The organism is Deinococcus sonorensis KR-87, assembly GCF_040256395.1.
GTDB lineage: Bacteria > Deinococcota > Deinococci > Deinococcales > Deinococcaceae > Deinococcus > Deinococcus sonorensis.
Genome location: NZ_CP158296.1, coordinates 229,067 through 246,063 on the forward strand (window position 1 = coordinate 229,067; position 16,997 = coordinate 246,063).

General features: G+C 69.2%; 13 protein-coding genes. 4 read left to right on the forward strand and 9 right to left on the reverse strand.

Going from position 1 to position 16,997, the window contains the following annotated elements:
- Window positions 1-48: 48 nt before the first annotated feature.
- Window positions 49-1,086 (forward strand): hypothetical protein, encoded by a 1,038-nt coding sequence (locus ABOD76_RS00995; protein WP_350240746.1) that lies wholly within the window; start codon window positions 49-51, stop codon window positions 1,084-1,086.
- Window positions 1,087-1,142: 56 nt separating this feature from the next.
- On the opposite strand, the gene ABOD76_RS01000 is transcribed toward ABOD76_RS00995, so the two are convergent.
- From ABOD76_RS01000 to ABOD76_RS01015, 4 genes are all read right to left on the reverse strand, one after another.
- Entirely contained in the window at window positions 1,143-2,048 is a 906-nt protein-coding gene (locus ABOD76_RS01000) for a hypothetical protein (RefSeq protein ID WP_350240747.1), read from the reverse strand.
- Between the two features lie 93 nt (window positions 2,049-2,141).
- Window positions 2,142-4,073 (reverse strand): putative bifunctional diguanylate cyclase/phosphodiesterase, encoded by a 1,932-nt coding sequence (locus ABOD76_RS01005; protein ID WP_350240749.1) that lies wholly within the window; start codon window positions 4,071-4,073, stop codon window positions 2,142-2,144.
- Between the two features lie 183 nt (window positions 4,074-4,256).
- On the reverse strand, window positions 4,257-4,490 hold the full coding sequence (locus tag ABOD76_RS01010) for a hypothetical protein (protein WP_350240750.1): 234 nt from the start codon (window positions 4,488-4,490) through the stop codon (window positions 4,257-4,259).
- A gap of 68 nt (window positions 4,491-4,558) precedes the next feature.
- The gene (locus ABOD76_RS01015) at window positions 4,559-5,350 is read right to left on the reverse strand and encodes a hypothetical protein (protein WP_350240751.1); all 792 of its coding nucleotides are present in this window, start codon (window positions 5,348-5,350) and stop codon (window positions 4,559-4,561) included.
- A 620-nt stretch (window positions 5,351-5,970) separates the two neighbouring features.
- On the opposite strand from ABOD76_RS01015, the gene ABOD76_RS01020 reads away from it, so the two are divergent.
- From ABOD76_RS01020 to ABOD76_RS01030, 3 genes are all read left to right on the forward strand, one after another.
- Entirely contained in the window at window positions 5,971-7,851 is a 1,881-nt protein-coding gene (locus ABOD76_RS01020; protein ID WP_350240753.1) for a glycoside hydrolase family 2 protein, read from the forward strand.
- A gap of 228 nt (window positions 7,852-8,079) precedes the next feature.
- Window positions 8,080-8,391, forward strand: a complete 312-nt coding sequence (locus ABOD76_RS01025; RefSeq protein WP_350240755.1) for a general stress protein — start codon at window positions 8,080-8,082, stop codon at window positions 8,389-8,391.
- Between the two features lie 98 nt (window positions 8,392-8,489).
- Complete coding sequence (locus ABOD76_RS01030) at window positions 8,490-9,704, forward strand: MFS transporter (protein ID WP_350240756.1); 1,215 nt, start codon at window positions 8,490-8,492, stop codon at window positions 9,702-9,704.
- Between the two features lie 48 nt (window positions 9,705-9,752).
- Here the strand turns inward: ABOD76_RS01030 and ABOD76_RS01035 are convergent, their stop codons facing one another.
- The 5 genes from ABOD76_RS01035 to ABOD76_RS01055 all read right to left on the reverse strand — a co-directional run bounded on the left by ABOD76_RS01035 (window position 9,753) and on the right by ABOD76_RS01055 (window position 16,969).
- The gene (locus ABOD76_RS01035; RefSeq protein WP_350240757.1) at window positions 9,753-12,398 is read right to left on the reverse strand and encodes a C1 family peptidase; all 2,646 of its coding nucleotides are present in this window, start codon (window positions 12,396-12,398) and stop codon (window positions 9,753-9,755) included.
- Between the two features lie 35 nt (window positions 12,399-12,433).
- A complete protein-coding gene (locus tag ABOD76_RS01040) occupies window positions 12,434-12,661 on the reverse strand; it encodes a hypothetical protein (RefSeq protein WP_350240758.1) in 228 nt (75 codons plus the stop codon).
- A 12-nt stretch (window positions 12,662-12,673) separates the two neighbouring features.
- The gene (locus ABOD76_RS01045; RefSeq protein ID WP_350240760.1) at window positions 12,674-13,195 is read right to left on the reverse strand and encodes a hypothetical protein; all 522 of its coding nucleotides are present in this window, start codon (window positions 13,193-13,195) and stop codon (window positions 12,674-12,676) included.
- A 147-nt stretch (window positions 13,196-13,342) separates the two neighbouring features.
- Window positions 13,343-16,492, reverse strand: coding sequence for a hypothetical protein (locus ABOD76_RS01050; protein ID WP_350240762.1), 3,150 nt, complete (start codon window positions 16,490-16,492; stop codon window positions 13,343-13,345).
- Window positions 16,493-16,513: 21 nt separating this feature from the next.
- Entirely contained in the window at window positions 16,514-16,969 is a 456-nt protein-coding gene (locus tag ABOD76_RS01055; protein ID WP_350240763.1) for a hypothetical protein, read from the reverse strand.
- Window positions 16,970-16,997: the final 28 nt, after the last annotated feature.

The following is a 16,997-nucleotide window of genomic DNA, read 5'->3' on the forward strand; positions in this document are numbered from 1 at the left end:
TGGCCGGGCGCACATCAGGGGGAAGTGAACATGGGTGGAATGGGACGGTTGAGGAAGAGAAGAACGATCGGTCATGGCATCCTGCTGGGGTTGCTGGCAGGCGTGGGGACCGGGCAGGCGCAGCAGACGCCAGCCTACAGCGGGCCGCAGGCCGTGGTGTACATCGGAGAGAACTCCTGCAGCGGCGGGTATTGCGGCAATAGCGTGTGGGCCGCGTTCGACAGCGCCATCACCCAGGCGATGACCGCCAGCGGGTATGTCCGAGCGGTGCGCAAGCCCGACGGTGCCAACCTGGTGATGAAGGCGGGCATCAGCTCGGTGACGGGTGGGGGCGGGGTGTGTCTGCCGCTGGTGGGCTGCCTGGACGCCCGCACCGTCCGCGCCAACCTGGAGCTGGACGACGCGGCCACCGGCACGGTGGTGTGGCGCGACAGCTGTGAAGGCACCAGCGCCGGCTACAGCTCGTGGTACTGGTGGAGCGGCGTGACCTTCAACAGCGACGACGACAAGGCGGCCGCGGACTGCGCCGGCAAGCTGGTGCAGCGGGTCAACGGCAGCGCGGCCCTCAAGGCCTACCTGACGGTCGCGCCGGGTGCAGCGCTGGGGACGGCGGCCCCGGCGCCGGTGGCGGCCTCCGCCCCTGCCAGCGGCGGGACCGTCAGCGAGGCGCAGGCCCAGCAGGTGCTGACGCTGCTGAGTGGGGCCCTGCAGGCACTCAGCTTCGACGATGTCAACGCGCTCTTCACCTCGGACCCGATCAACCCGGTCAGCGTCAAGGCCTTGAAGGCCGCCTCGGCCGCCGCCACGCAGACGGCGGCCAGCCGCTTCCGGATGACCTTCAGCTCCCCCGAGGACGCCGGAGCGTACCGGGTGATCGGCGTCACCTACACGCTTCCGGACGGCAGCGAGCACTTCACGCAGCTGGCGGTGGCCGGGGACGGGCCGCTCAACACCCGCGGCGGGCCGCACATCGTGTACCTGTCGGCGTTCAACGCCGCCCGCGCCGGCACGCCGGCCCTGGACGGGTTGAGCCGCAACGTCGAGACGCTGCTGGCCGACTTCCGGCGGGCGGTGGGGCTGCCGTAACGCACGTAACGAGGCGGGGCGGGCCAGGATTCCCTGGCCCGCCCCGCTTCACCCGATCAGGCGGTGGCGACCTGCAGGTCCAGATCGGCCGCCTGGCCCAGCGGGTCGGACACACCGGCCGCCAGCCGCAGCCGCATGTCGCTCACCACGGTGCCGCTGGCCAGCGCGGCGCAGGCGTAGCTGCCGTTCTCGGCGAGGGCCGTCACCTCGAACTGGGCGCTCTCTCCGGCCCAGCAGAAGTCCGAGGCGGTCATGGTGGCCGCCTCCACCCGGTAGGGGCGGGCATACATCCGGCCGGCGATGGTGCCGAGCTGGCCCATCAGCATGGCCACCGGCAGCGCCGGGTAGAACTCGAAGTGGCCGGCGCACGCCTCTTCCGGCACCCGCGGCACCGAGACGGTGCAGGTGCGGCCCGTCTGCACGAACTCGCCCGACGGCAGGTACGGCATCTCGGTCTGGCGGAAGTTGGTGAAGAAAGGCGAGTGCTTGGAGCGGAACAGCCGCTTGAAGGACGCCTCGTTCAGGATGGTGTAAGTGACGCTCAGCAGGGCCAGGTCTTGCCCCCCGGCGGTCACGATGATCTCGGCGGTGGCCTGCCGCTTGTTCTGGTCGGTGATGCGCGCCTCGAATGAGACGTCTGAGCCGTAAGGGGCACTGTTGGCGTAGCCCTGATAGGTGGCGTCCTGCGCCAGGTAGTAGCGCCGGTCGTCGTCACCGAAGTTCATGGCCACCGCGCTCAGGCCGCAGATGGCCGCGTGACGGCTGATCTCGCAGGCCTGCATCGGGCCGACCTCGCTGGTGGCCGGGTGCTCGGCCACGGCGGTGGCGGTGAATTGACCGCGCGAGTAGTGCAGGTTGTTGAGCGCGAAGTAGGGCGGCCGGACACAGATCCGCTGCAGCAGAGCGGCGCGATCGATATGGTCCGAATGCGTCAGAAATGAGAGACGACTGTGATCCAGCATAAGCCTCCTTCTTCAGGGCGTCCCGAAGTCTTCACAGTCTATATGAAAAAGTTCATATGTATCATCCTTAAAGGATTGCGTCTGAAGCTTTCCTTAATGAAGCGGGGACGACACATCGCTGGCCGACCAGAGCGGCGGCGCGATAAACGCGTCGAGCGCGGCGTTTTCCTCCAGCGGAGGCGACAGGAAATACCCCTGTCCCAGATCGCAGCCCAGGTCACGAAGCATGTCGAGCTGCTTGCCGGTCTCCACGCCCTCGGCCACCACCTGCAGGTCCAAGGTCGCGGCGATGCCGATGATCGCCTCGATGATCGCCAGCGAGAACTGCGGGGCGCGCCGCGGCGTGCTCAGGTCGCGCACGAACGAGCGGTCGATCTTGACGCAGTTGATCGGCAGGTCGCGCAGGTAGGACAGCGACGAGTAGCCGGTACCGAAGTCGTCGATGGCGATCTTGACGCCCAGCTGCTGCAGCTCCCGCAGCGAGGACCGCACGATGTCCAGCCGCCGCATCACGGCGCTCTCCGTCAGCTCGATCTCCAGCGCCGAGGCCGGCAGGTTGGCGTCGTCCAGCGCCGAACGCACCAGGTCCACAAAATTCGCCTGGGTGAACTGCAGCGGCGAGACGTTCACGCTGACGGTGATGGCCCGCCCGGTGCTGTCGTTCCAGCGTCGCGCCTGCTGACAGGCGGCCCGCAGCGCCCAGGCCCCGATGGCCACGATCTGCCCGTTGCTCTCCGCAATCGGAATGAACTCTGCGGCCGACACCATGCCGAGGGTGGGGTGGGTCCAGCGCAGCAGCGTCTCGAGTTTCTTGACGGTGCCGTCGGCCAGCGAGCAGATCGGCTGGTACACCAGGTGCAGCTGCCCGGCGCTCATCGCCTGCATCAGCGCCCGCTCCAGCAGTTTCAACCGCTCGATGGCCGAGTCGGCGCCCTGCTCGAAGCGCCGTACCCCGTTCTTGCCGAAGGTCTTGACCGTGTACATGGCGCTGTCGGCGTGCTGCAACAGTTCCTGCGGCTCCCGGCCGTCGTCCGGGTACATGCTCATGCCGATGCTGGCCGACAGGTGAATCACCTGGCCGTCCACCACCACCGGCTGCGCCAGCTCGGTCAACAGGGCCCGGGCCTGCGCGGTGGCCTCCTCCGGGCGGGCGTACAGCAGCATCACGAACTCGTCGCCGCTCAACCGGGCGGCGACGTGCACCACATCGCGCTGACGGGTCAATCGCTGGGCGGTGGCCCGCAGGACCCAGTCGCCGGTGGCGTGGCCCAGGGTGTCGTTGATCAGCTTGAAGCCGTCCAGGTCAATGAACAGCAGCGCGAACGAGCGGTGCGCGGCGATGGACTCGACCATCACCTCGTGGACCTTCTGACGGTTCGGCAGGCCGGTCAGGAGGTCGGTGCCGACCAGCTGCCGCATGGTGTCGTGCTCCGACACCGAACGCACGTATTTCTCCTTGAAGCCGATGAAGGTGTTGGTCACCGCGAACAGCATCAGGTTGGCAAGGTTCAGTTCCGACAGCGAGAAGACGATGCCCCAGGTGGTGCCGCCGTGCATGGTGACGGCCAGGTACGCCAGACTCACCAGCAGGAAGACGGTGAAGAAGGTGATGGAGGCCTGCCGGGCGCCCCGGAGATTGGGAATGAAGAATGACAGCACCTGCAGCGCCGGGATCCAGAAGAAGGTCTCGGTCATCTCCAGCTGCACCCGCACCGTCTGCGGCATCAGGAACAGGATGTAGATCAACTTCCCGAGGAAGAAGGCGCTCATGGCCAGCACCAGCACCGTGACCACCACGTTGATTCTTCGCGGCACCAGCCACAACACCACCGACAGGCAGCTCACGAAGGTGAATGCCAGCGGGTAGCTCAGGGCGTCATAGAGGGATCCCTGGCCGCTGGGACCGTCCAGCACCATGCCCAGCAGGAAGGCGATGGCCGCAGCGGGAAGAGCAAACAGCAGCGGACGGCGCCATTCGATGTCCGTGTGTACCTGGGTTTCGACCTCGGCAAGGGGAGGCTTCATGCGTGAGGGTGATTGTAGAGGACCATTCCTGCCACAAATCTTGCGCGCCGCCCACCGCCCGCTGGGGGAACAGGGGGCGCGACCGGTCTAAACACCAGGACACCCGCCCGACAGCCTTCAGGGCGAGTGTTCTCGCGTACTGCTCACTTCTCTGTAAGGATCTTCACACAACGGGGGGGATGGTCAATTGAGGCCGCGCCGAGGACCTGAGGTGCCCGAAATCCAGTTCAACTGACGTTCCAGCACCGAGCGGTCCCAGGTCCGGACCATATGCTGGTCAACGGGCCAGCTGTGCTCTTCCGGCGTGCGGTCGTCCCGGGTCACAAACCGCGTCCACGCGAGGTTAATGCCATAGGCGAGTCCCAACACTCCCGCGAGCAACAGAGCGTTCAGCAGAAGCAGCAGCGGGGTCGACATGACGGCAGCGTACAGGGCACGCCGCCGCACCGCCTTCAGAGAGCTTAAGGTTGGCCTTTCCCGTTACTTCATGAGGAGGAATTGAGCTTCTCGCTCACGCTGCGGGCCAGGGCGACGGCCTGTTCGAACGGTTCGCGGCGCTGAGAGGCGAACCCTGCGCTGCTGGCGGTATGGTCCACATCGCGCAGGGACACCTGCCGCAGCTGCGAAGGGGAGATGAATGGCACGTTTGCCTGCAGGCTGAGGGCAAATAGGGCGCGGCGCAGGTCGTCAAGCGTCCGGTAGGGGAAGATCGGTCCCTGGGGGTCCGCCAGCGGCCCGCCAGCCTGGGCCAGCAGGCGCTCCAGGCTGCGGTAACTCGGGTCGTCCAGGCGGGTGAGGGTACGCCGGCGCAGCAGGGTGCCGTCCGCGTGATAGAAGGCCGGCCACCGTAAGGCCAGCAGGTCAGCCACCTGAAAGGCGTGCCGCACGATCAACGTGAGAGCCGCATGCAACGGCAGGTCCGGTTCGGCGTGGCGCAGCAGGCGGGTGACTTCCTCGGGGGGGGGCAGAGGTGCCTGCCGGTGTTCCAGCGGTGGCCAGACCAGACCGTGCATCGGATCACGTGACAGCAGTTCTTCGTCCAGCAGCGTGGTGTAGATGGACGCGAGGGTGGACAGGCGGGCGCGCATGGTGTTGGCGCGGGCGGTGCCGGGGCCGTGCCGGGTCACGCTGACCGCCTGCATCAGCCAACTGTGGAAGTCGTCGCCCGGGGCGAACAGATTGACGTGGTCACGCTGCGCCGCACTGAAGATCGGTGTGAGCCGCGTGCGCGTCTCGGCCAGCGGACGCTGCTGCCAGGGCCCGGGGAGGGACAACACGGTGCTGAGGTCAGCAGCGATGAGGGCCTGCACCAACGGTTCATCAGGAACGAGCTCGGGAGGCATGCCTGAAGATAACACGATTGAAGAATCTATGAAAGAGCAACAGGCGAGCAGGGTGGATGGGGCCTCATCGAGCACGTGGACTGCTTGTCTAGAGGTACAGAGATGTTTCTCCTTCTTGCCCGTGCCCAAGCATGAGCAAGGGGAGGAAACCGATCATTATCGGGAATGCCAAGGACGCGCCGAATGAAAGCATCAGCCGTGGGAGACGGCGAGAGATCTGAGGCGTACTTGGTTCAACAGGCTGAAGAGAGACAGAAGGTGTTTTTTTGATTTTCTGCGCCATACGGCCCATCGCCGAATCATTTTTTTAAACTGGCGTTGCACCCAAAACAGGTTTCTAAAGATGAGCAATTTCGTTCCGCTGAAAGAGGAAGTGAATTGGATAAGAAACCCACCGAATCCTCATTTCAGGGATTCTTCAATCAGTATCTGCTGAATGGGTATTCTGGCGATTGACAGGGCAGAAGGGGCCGACTACCATCGGCGGGTCCAACGGCTCTTCTTCCGCATGTCCGTTCAATTCAACACGCTTCACTCTCTGTTCTGGAGGTCTTGTGACCCTGTTACACCCCACGCCACAGTTCCGCCGTGATGCCTGGTTTTCCCTCTCCGGGACGTGGCAGTTCGCATTTGACGATCAGCTGGCCTGGCAGGCGCCAGACCAACCGGAATTCAATCTGTCCATCGAGGTTCCGTTCCCGCCAGAGAGTGAAGCCAGCGGCATTCACGACACCGGGTTTCACCCCTCGGTGTGGTACCGCAAAGAAGTCTGGACGCCGCCCCGCCCGAACAACGGCACCCATCGCCTGCGGCTGCACTTCGGAGCCGTGGACTACGAGGCCTGTGTCTGGGTGAACGGCCAGCTGGTCGTGCGCCACCAGGGCGGCCATACCCCGTTTCACGCCGACCTGCCGGGCGACATCGGCGACCACTTCGTGGTGGTGGTCCAGGCGACCGACGACCCGCACGATCTGGCCAAGCCGCGCGGCAAACAGGACTGGCAGCTGGAACCGCACGAGATCTGGTACCCGCGGACCACCGGCATCTGGCAGGAAGTCTGGCTGGAGTGGGTGCCGGAAGTTTCGATCAGCCGACTGCAGTGGACCCCCCACGTGCCGCGCTGGGAGGTCGAGCTGGAAGCCAGCGTGCACGGGCCGCAGATGGCTGGGCTGCAGCTGTACGTGGAGCTGTCGCTCGACGGTGAGACGCTCTCCCGCGACCACTACAGCGTGCCGAACACCGGCCTGCAGCGCGGCGAGGTGCGGCGGCGTATTGGCTTCCCGGACGGCGGCATCGACGACGCCCGCAACTCGCTGCTGTGGAGTCCGGAACACCCGCAGCTGATCGGGGCTGTGGTGGAGCTGCGGGTGGGCGACCGGGTGCTCGACCGGGTGGAGAGCTACACCGCGCTGCGCTCGGCGGGCGTGGACCAGCAGCACTTCCTGCTGAACGGCCAGCCGTATCCCCTGCGGCTGGTGCTGGATCAGGGCTACTGGCCGCACAGCCTGATGACCGCCACCAACGACGAGCTGCGGCAGGACGTGGAGCTGACCCGGATGCTCGGCTTCAACGGCGCGCGCAAGCACCAGAAGATTGAGGACCCGCGCTGGCTGTACTGGTGCGACGTGCTGGGCCTGCTGGTCTGGGAGGAGCTGCCCAGCGCCTACCGCTTCAACCCGGAGGCCACCAGCCGCCTGAGCCGCGAGTGGACCGAGGCGATCGAGCGGGACCGCTCACACCCCTGCATCGTGGCGTGGGTGCCGTTCAACGAGTCCTGGGGCGTGCCGGACCTCCCGCACGCCGATGAGCACCGCCAGCTGGTGCGGGCGCTGTACCACCTGACCCGCGCGCTGGACCAGAGCCGCCCGGTGATCGGCAACGACGGCTGGGAATCGGTGGTCACCGACATCATCGGCGTCCACGACTACAGCCAGAAGCCGCAGACCCTGACCACGCGCTACGGCACCCCGGAAGCCACCGCCCGTTCGGTGGCGGAAGTGCGGCCGGGTCGCCGGCGCATCGCGCTCAACGCCGACGGCCCGGCGGCCCCGGTGGTCCTGAGCGAGTTCGGCGGCGTGGCCTACAGTCCCAGCGGCGACCGCGGCTGGGGGTACCAGCGCAGCGCCGACGCCCCTTCACTGCAGCGCCAGTACACAGCGCTGCTGGAGGCGATCCACGCCTGCAAGGGGCTGGCCGGCTTCTGCTACACCCAGCTGACCGACACCTTCCAGGAGAAAAACGGCCTGCTGTATGAGGACCGCAGCGCCAAAGTCCCGCTCGCGGTCCTGGCCCAGGCGAACCGCGGCGAGCGTGATCCGGCCGAGCAGGACCGCGACCCAGAAATGGATCCGATGGGCTACAGCCGGCGCTGGCGCGAGCGGCAGGCGCTGCTCGCCGCCCAGAAGCAGGAGCAGACACCGGCATCCGCCGATTGAACTTGAAGAGACCGGGGCGCCTGGGCTTAGGTCCAGGCGCCCCGGTCTCTTCGCCCTCTCACTCAGATGAGCATCGGCTGACCCTCACTTCAGCAAACTGAAGCACCAGAATCAAGAGGAGTAAGACCCACCATTTCTCATCCCTAGGCTCGGTTTCATATTTTTCTCTCATACTTGAGGCGTGGAGCAGCCCTCCACACACTTCATTTCATTCGAGGAGGCCGACGCATGACGAAGAATGATGGCCGTGGATTTGCCGGCATGGACGAGGACCGGCGGCGCGAGATCGCCAGCGAAGGCGGCCGGGCGGCGCATGAGAGTGGCAATGCCCATGAGTTCACCAGCGAGGAAGCCCGCGAGGCCGGCCGCAAGGGGGGCGAGGCCGTGAGCCAGGACCGTCAGCATATGGCCGAGATTGGTCAGAAGGGGGGCGAAGCGTCGCGCAGTCGCGGCGAGAGCCAGCGTGGCGGCAGCAGCGAGCAGCACGCCGAGGCCGGACGCACGGGCGGAGAGAACGCGCAGGGCGGCAACACCAGGTAAGGGTGCTGTTGCTGCTTAGGGTGCCCGACACCGCCCCGGGAACGTTCCCGGGGCGGTGTTGCTGTGGCACCAGAGATCGAGAGGCGTATCATGCCGCCGTGTCGCGCCGTCCCGTCCGCCTCCGGATCCAGTTCGCCGAACCGTGGCAGCGGACGCTGTGGGTGATGGTGCTGTCGCAGCTGATCACGCAGACGGCCTTCACGCTGGCCCTGCCATTTCTGCCGCTGTTCATCCAGCGGCTGGGCGTGCCGGGGGCTGAACGGGCGGCGCTGTGGGCCGGCGTGTCGGCCACGGCCAGCGGCGTCGCCATGGCGGTGATGGCCCCGGTGTGGGGTCGCCTGGCCGACCGATACGGCGCCAAAGCCATGGTGCTGCGCGCCACCTTCGCCGGGGTGGTGGTGGTGGGCTTGATGGGACTGGTCACCGCGCCGGCCCCGCTGGTGCTGCTGCGGCTGCTGCAGGGCCTGCTGACCGGCACCGTCTCGGCCTCCAACACGCTGGTGGCGGGGGCCGTGCCGCCGCGCCAGTTGGGGTCCAGCATGGGTCTGATGCAGACGGCGGTCTTCGCGGGTGCGGCGGGCGGGCCGCTGCTGGGCGGTTTCATCGCCGACCGGCTCGGCTACCGGCTGCCTTTTGGGGTGACGGCCGCGCTGCTGCTGCTCTCGGGCCTGCTGGTGCTGTTCGGCACCGAACGCGGCACGCATCCCCGCCCGGCCGCCGACCCCGCCGCGCCGCGACCGGAGCGGCCCCACGCCCGCGTGGTGGGCGCCCTGATCCTGCCGATCATCGTGGTGAACTTTCTGGATCAGCTGGCCGGCTCGATCGTGGGGCCGGTGCTGCCGCTGGTGATCTCGGACCTGTCGGGGCCGGACGTGGGGCATGTGGCCAGCCAGACCGGCGCGGTGCTGGGGGCCGTGGCGGTCAGCGCCAGCATCGGCGCGCTGCTGTCGGGGCGGCTCTCGGACCGCTGGTCGGCCGGGCGGGTGCTGGTGTACTCGGCGGGCGGCGCGGCGTTGTTCGCCGCGCTGCAGGCATTGGCACCCAGTGTGCTGCTGCTGGGTGTGGGGCGGGTGCTGATGGGGCTGTGCATCGGCGGCACCATCCCGGCCGCCAACGCCCTGATGGGCCGCCTGATCCGGCCGGAGGAACGCGGGGTGGCCTTCGGCCTGACCGCCAGCGCCGGGGCGTTCGGCTTCGCGCTGGGACCGCTGCTGGGCGCGCTGCTGGTCCACCTGGACCTGCGCGCGCCGTTCCTGCTGACCGGCGTGCTGCTGGCCGCCGAAGCGCTGTGGGTGTTGCGCGCCCGGCTGTGAGGCATACAAAAAGGGACCCGGCTGCAGCCGGGCCCCCTCTTCCCTTACTCAGTTGAGGCGGGTGGAGTAGTAGGTGCAGCGGCCGCTCCAGACCGTCTGGGTCTTGCTGCGGGCCGGGTCCGGCGCGTTGACGGTCACCGCGACGCGGCAGGGGTTGGTCACGTCGATCGCGTTGGCGTAGGGATACAGCTGGAACGTGTTGGTGGAGGCCACGGTGCGGTAGAGTGGCACCTCGCCGCGGTTGTCCGTGACGTACAGCGTCCAGTCGTAGGTCAGCGCCTCACCGGAGGGATTCTCCACCTCCACCGAGCCAAAGTAACGCGTCGGGTCCGGCTGGGAGCTCACCAGGGTGCAACCCTTCTCCCTCAGGTCGATGGTGTTGCCCGGGGCCACCGCCGGCGACCCGCAGAAGGGGAAGTTGCCGATCGTGATGAACTGGCGCGAGTACACCCCGGAACTGACGATGCGCGGATACGGATTCACCGAGGGCGGCAGCACGTTCACCGTCAGGGTGCGGCTGGCGCTCAGGCCCTCGAGGTCCACGGTGGTGACCCGCACCTGCCGTGCCCCCAGCGTCCGGAAGGTGATGGGCTGGCTGCAGCCGGTGGTGGCGGGCAGCGTGTCGGGCGCGTCCACGCTCCAGGTGGTGCGGGCGCACAGCGCGGCGGCATCGGTCTCGTTCGGGTCGGCCACCAGCGCCGTCACCGGGTAGGCTTCGTTCTGGTGCGCGTCGCCCGAAGCGTTCAGGGTCAGGGTCGGTGGGCTGTTCACCACGTTCACACTCAGGCTGGCCTGCGCCTGGCCGGTGCCGTAGCTGGCCAGCAGGCTGAGCGTGCGGGAGCCGGGGGTGGCAAAGGTGCGCTTGAGCGTCGGGCCGAACAGCGCGCCGGTGTCGGTGCTCCACGGGCCGTTGTACAGCACGCCGTCCACGTCCGAGCTGACCCGCAGTGTGACGGACTTGGCCACCGGATGCGTCACCCGGAAGAAGGCGGCCAGATCGGTCTCGACCCGCAGGTCGGCGCGCGCCGGATTGCTCTTCAGCTCGATGGCCGGCGCCTGCGACCCGCCCGGGGTGGCCTGCTCCTTCGTCCAGGCGTCGCTGCGCCGGCTGTCGAAGTCCAGGGTGTACAGGTCGGAGAAGAGCCCGCTCACGTAGTCGGCCGGCACGTAGTAGTAGCCGCCGTCGCCGTTCTTGCAGCCCCAGGAGTTTTTGACGATGAAGTAGCCGCCCCCGCCGATCTTGGGGGTGGTGCCGAAGGCGGTCAGGTCCTCGTTGCTCAGGAAGCCCACGATCTGGACCACGTGCCCGCCGTAATCGCCTTCCACTTCCTTGCTCTTATCGTCGATCATGGTCTTCTTGTAGTTGCTGACCACGCCGTCGCCCGTCACGTCGTCCCGGAAGCCCTTGTACACCGGGAAGCTGGCGATCAGCACGTGGCCCTGCGCGAGCAGCAGCCGGAGGCTGTTCAGGTTCCAGGGGGTGTCCTTGTTGCCGTTGGCCCACACCAGGACCGGCCGCGAGGCGGCCACCCCGGGCCCGCCGAACGTCACCTTCACGTAGCTGCAGAAGGTGAAGATGACGGTGGTGCAGGTGCGCCGGCTTTCGTGCGCCGTTTCGGAGCAGGTGCCGGTGTACCCCTTGCAGGTGTTCGCGTAGCTGCCGCTGTCGCCGTCCTTGACGTACGGACGGTTCATGGCCCCGTTGTAGGTCCAGCCGGCCTCGCTGGGCAGCTGCTGGCCCTTGTCCACCGCCGTGTTCAGCGCCGATACGGAAGAGTACCCGTCGACGTAGTCGCTGGCGTCCCAGTCCTGCTTGACCTTGTTGGCCAGGAACTGCTCCGAGAGGTCCGCCGGGTTGTTGTTCTGCACCCGCTCGCGGCTCTCCACCGCCCCGATGGCCGAGAAGTCCCAGCAGGTGCCCCGGTTCGCCTGGTTCTTGATGGAGCTCACGAAGTTCTTGAGCGGGAACCAGTAGCGCTTGACGAGGTTGGTGGGCGCGCAGGGGCCATTGTTGTCGGTGCCGTTGCCGGGGGTGATGGCCAGCGGCTGCAGCCCGCCGTTCGGTTCCAGCCGCGCCGCGCCCAGGGTGCCGGACGCCGGGGCGGTGCCCAGCAACGTGTTCAGCGTGTCCAACGCGGCCCGCACCTCCGCCATTCCCTTGCCCTTCAGGCTGTCGGGGGTGGGCGCCTGGGCCTTCAGCGTCTCCGGCAGCAGGTCGTAGAGCAGGCGGTACTGGGTCAGGGCGTTGTCCACGTTCCCGGCCAGGCGCGCGGTCTCGGCCGCGTTGTGCAGCTGGGTGCCCAGCCCGAACAGCAGCACCGTCTGCCCGCCGGGCACCTTGACCGGCCGGTCTCCCTCGAAGGTCGGGTGGGCGGTCGCCTGGTCCAGCAGCCGCTGCACGGCAGGCGACGGGTTCTGGAGGCCACGCAGGAAAGCCAGGTCCTGCTGGTACTGCGCCTCGCGGGCGGCCTTCTGCGCTGCCAGGTCCGCGCTGCTGATCAGCTGGAGCTCCCCGGTGGCAATGCCCCGGCTGAATTCATCTGCGCTGACCGTCTGGGCGTCGCCCGGGATGGCGCCGCTCCAGGCGTTTTTCTCGGTGTAGAGGGTGGGGGGCGGAGGCGCGGTCCCGGAGGAACACGCGACCAGCACCGAGAGCAGGGTGGCGCCGAGGGTGGAACTCCACAGTCGCTTCATGACGCTCCTTGTCGGCCCGGACGGCGATTGACCGCTCAGGCCTGTGCATAGGGATGCCCGCAGCCGCTGCAATACCGGCTGTACGGTGAGGTGATGCGGGTGCCGCAGCAGGGGCAGCGGTCCAGCAGCCGGGTGCCGTCGTTGATGCAGTAGCGCTCGGCGGTGCTCCCGGGCACCGCGCGGAAGCACCGGGGGCACAGGCGGTAGTACGGCCCGCGTCCGCTGTCCTCAGGGGGCGAGACACGCCGGATCAGCCGGGGCATGCGCGTCCCGCCTCACTGCCCGTACCCGTGCAGCCCGACGGCGTCGATCTCCTCGTAGGTGCTCATGTTGTGGTTCGGATCGATCACCACCTTCACGGCCTTGACCAGGTAGGTGGTGCGCGGAAAATTCACCACGAAGTTCACCGTGTAGCCCGGCTGGGTCGTGTCCCGGCCGGCCCAGACCTGGTGCGGCGTGCCCTGCGTGTCGATGGCAAAGATCTTCTGCACGAAGCCGTTGCCGTAGGTCTCGCGCACCACCACCGCCGTGGCGTACACCGGCGTGTCGAAGGCGACGGTGATGGACTGCACCGGGCCGTTGTTGCTGGCGGGGGCCCAGGCGGTGCCGTTGTCGCCGTACGCCATGGTGTTCGGCTCCCTGAGCGCCTGCACCGCGCCCCAGGTCTGCGCTCCATATTCGGAGCTGCGGGTGACCACGCTGCTGGCCCACTGCTTGAGCAGGCTGCCCTGGGCGAGTGCGCTGCTGCAGGCCAGCAGCAGCCCTCCCACAATCAAACGGTTCGGTGCCTGTGCCATCTCGAATGTCCTCCCTGAGGGTGGGTGGCGGCCGCTGGTGTGCGGTGGGGGCGGGCGCGGCGATCTCCGGCCGCCTCCCTTCACCGTCCAGCCTGAGGCTCCGGCCATCAGACCGGCATCAGACCGCGGGCATCAAACGCCGGTGACTCAGGCGCTGGCGCCGGAGGGATCCGGGACCTCCTCCAGAAAGTCGCTCCAGCGCTCGGGCAGGTGCTCTCCCACCTCCAGCAGCCGGCGGCCGGCCTCCTGGTAGGTCCGGCCCAGGCCCCGGTGGTTGCCGGCTGCACGCAGGGCCGTCAGGGTCAGCCGCAGGGCGGCGAGGTCATAGGGATCGGCCTCCAGCAGTAGCCGGCCCAGCCGCGCCGCTTCCTGAGGATCGGTGGCGATCAGCGCGGCGGCGCGGGTCTGCAGCGCCACATACAGCGCCGATGGCACCGCGTCGTCGCGGCGCTCCAGCTGCAGCCCCGAGAGATACGGCCCACGCCACAGGCGGGTGTCGCCGCCGGCCAGGAACTCGGCGGCGTCGCTGTCCACGTCGCCCAGCGCGTAGCCGTCCGGGGTGGTGCGGAGGGCCCCGGCCCCCAGCCCGGCGCGCAGCTGATGCACCAGGTCGCGCAGCGCGGCCTGGGCCTGACGCTCCGGCAGCCCCGGATACAGCGCGTCCAGCAGGTCCAGCTGCGCCACGCCTGGCCGTCCGGCCAGCCGCGCCTCCAGCAGCCACGCCAGCAAGGCCCGCCGTTTCTGCCCGCGGACCGGCTGCACGGCCGAGGCCGGCCCGCAGCCCAGCTCACCCAGCACCTCCAGCCGCAGGCGGGGCCCGGTGGTAGAGAGCGACCCGGCGGGCGGCTGCAAGTCTGGAAAACGCCGCCGCACCTGATCGACCCCGGCCCCCAGCCCCCTCTGGATGAACCACGCCAGGCGGCCCGCCGCCGACGCCGGGTCACCGCGCAGCCGGTCCAGCTCCAGCCCGGCCAGCTGGGCATTCAGCAGGTCACCCATCTGGGTGGCCAGCTGTTCGGCCTCCTGCAGGGCCAGCATCGCCTCCGCCTCGCGGTGCAGGGCGGCCAGCGCGGCGCCCCGGGCGGCCTGCGCCGCCTGCCGCGCCTGTGTCAGGCCCGCGTCCGGGTCCAGCTGCAGGGCCTCATCCCCCAGCGCCAGCGCCTGCTGCGGCTGACCGGCCCAGACCGCGGCCTGGGCGGCCACCGGGAGGCTCTCCACCAGCGACCGCAGGTCTTCCAGCTCGCGGGCGTGCTGCACCGCCGCCGAGGCGTAGCGGGTGGCCATCACCGGACCGTGCGGCGGTTGCCAGCGCTGGTACAGCCGGCTCAAGGCGCACTCGCAGTCCACCAGATACCCGCTGACGTCCAGCCCCAGCAGCACGGCGCGGGCCTCCAGCAGCGGGGCCTCGGCCGCCGGGGAGTTGCCCGCCTCGCTCTGCGCTTCGGCCAGCGCCACCTGCGCGATCGCCGTGGCCGACAGGTCGCCCAGCTCGTGGCAGACCGCCAGACCCTGCTCCAGACAGGCGGCGCGTTCCGGGTGCCGGCCCAGGGTGCCGAGCGCCATCGCCCGGTTGAACAGCGCGGCGTCGATCAGGCGCAAGTTGCCGCTCGGCTGCACCAGCGACAGCACCTCATGTTCCAGCCGCTCCATCGCCGCAAAGTCCGCCTGCACCTGCGCCACCACCGACCGGATCTTCAGCGCCATGGCCCGTCCATGTGCGGACAGTTGGGGTCGTTCCAGCAGGGCGGCCGCGATCTGCCCGGCCTCCGTGACGCGGCCCTGGTAGGCCAGCGCCCGGCCCGCCCGCCACATCGTCTCGGGATCGGCGTGCGCCAGCAGGCCCGGCGAGCGGTCCAGCAGCTCGATCAGCCGGTGGTTGTCGTTGGCCCGCAGCCCCAGCACCCGCGTGAGAAAGGCCGGTCCCTCGCGCTCGGCGGCGGGCAGCCGGCCCAGCCGCTCCTCGGCCAGCTGACCCTGGCCCTGGGCGGCCAGCAGCTCCGCCAGCAGCCAGGTGGCTTCGCTGTGCAGCGCGGGCGACAGCGCGGCCCGCTCGGCCAGCCGGGTGGCCTCCGGCACGTCCCGCTCCTGCAGGTCGCGGGCCGCCTCCAGCGCCAGCCGGGCGGCGGTGTCCGGGTCGGCGTAGCGCAGGCTGTGGGCCAGCAGGCGCGCGGCGCCCACCGGGTCTCCGGCCGTCCGTCGCCGCCCGGCCGCGCCGAGCAGCGCTTCCAGCGCGCGGACGGCGTCCAGTTCGGCAGCGTCCACCAGCCGCACCAGGCTGGACGGCTCGCCCGGCTCCACGCTCAGCGCGCGGCGGGCCAGCGTGCGGCGCTGTTCGGGCGGGAGGCTGCCGAGCGCCAGTTCCCGGTACAGCGGGTGGACAAAGTCGCCGCCGCTCAGCACACCGCGCCTTCCCAGCTCCGCGGCCGCCTGCTGCAGGTCCGTGACGCTCAGGTCACACAGGGCGGCGAGCCGGTCGTCGTCAAGGACGCGCGGCAGCAACGCCTTCATCCCGATCAGCCGGGCCAGCAGCACCTCGCGGCCCGCATCCAGCAGGGCGCGTTCGATCAGCGCCTCCACCATGGCCGGCATCTGCTCCGCGCGCGGCTCCCGCCAGCGCCAGCAGCGCGCGTCGTTCCACACGTGACCCTGCCGCGCCAGGAAGCGGAAATACTCCAGGGTAAAGAGCGGGTTGCCGGCCGCGCGCCGCCAGATCCAGGCGAGCGCCTCCGGCGGCAGGTCGGCCCCCGCCTCGCGGAGCAGCAACTGGTCCGAGGCGGCGCGGTCCAGTGGGGGCAGCAGCGCGGCCTGGAATGGCGGCGGCGGCTCACGGCGGCTGGTCACCAGCAGCCCCACCCCTGGAGTGCGCACCACCGCCTGCGCCAGCCGCTGCCACAGCTCGGCCCGCTCACTGCCGGCTTCGTGCAGGTCCTCGACGTGCACCAGCACCGGGGCACTGCCGCGCAGCAGCGACAGCAGCAGCGACAGCTCTGCGTCTGGACCGTCCGGAAGCCCCTGATCCAGCCGCGCCAGGGACCGTTCCAGCAGCGCGCCCGGGCGGCGGGGCCGGGGGAGACGCTGCACCAGCTGGCCGAACGGGGCCGCCGCGTGCACGGTGCAGGACCGGCACGGCAGGCCGTGCAGCAGCGCCTGCGCCGTGTGGGTCTTGCCCAGGCCCGGCGCCCCCCACAGCCCCAGCGCCAGCCCGCCGCCCCGGCGGCACAGCCGGGCCAGCCGGGCGGCCAGCTGCTGCTGCAGGTCTTCGCGCGGGCTCACCGTGGAGCGTGCGGGGGGGTCCATGACCGTTCCGGACGCCCGCGCTCAGCCGTTCAGCGCGCCGCTGACGTGCCGGCGGTACAGCCAGACCAGCAGGCTTTCCAGCGCCAGGCCGGCCCCGGCCCGGGCCGCCACCTCGCTCGGCGGGCCGCCGGCGGCCCAGCCCTGCACCGCCCAGGACAGCACCATCACCGGCAGCACGCACATGGCCGTGATGGTAAAGAGCGCGGTGGTGACGGCCAGCCAGGCGCCCGGCACATACAGCAGACAGCCGGGCGAGCGCAGGTAGATGAAGTCCGGCTGGGGCCCGGGCTGGCCGCCCGTCAGCCGCTCCAGACCCCACCAGACCGTGCAGCCCAGCCAGACCGGCAGGTACAGCAGCCAGGTGCATACGATCACCAGCTCCATAAAGCGCCGCTGTCCGGCAGACAGGCGTTCCAGATCGCTCCTGCTCGCCCGGATGACACTCCGGGGACCCCACAGCTGCCCAGTGGTCGACATGGCCTCCTCCTGTTCCGGGAGACGGCGG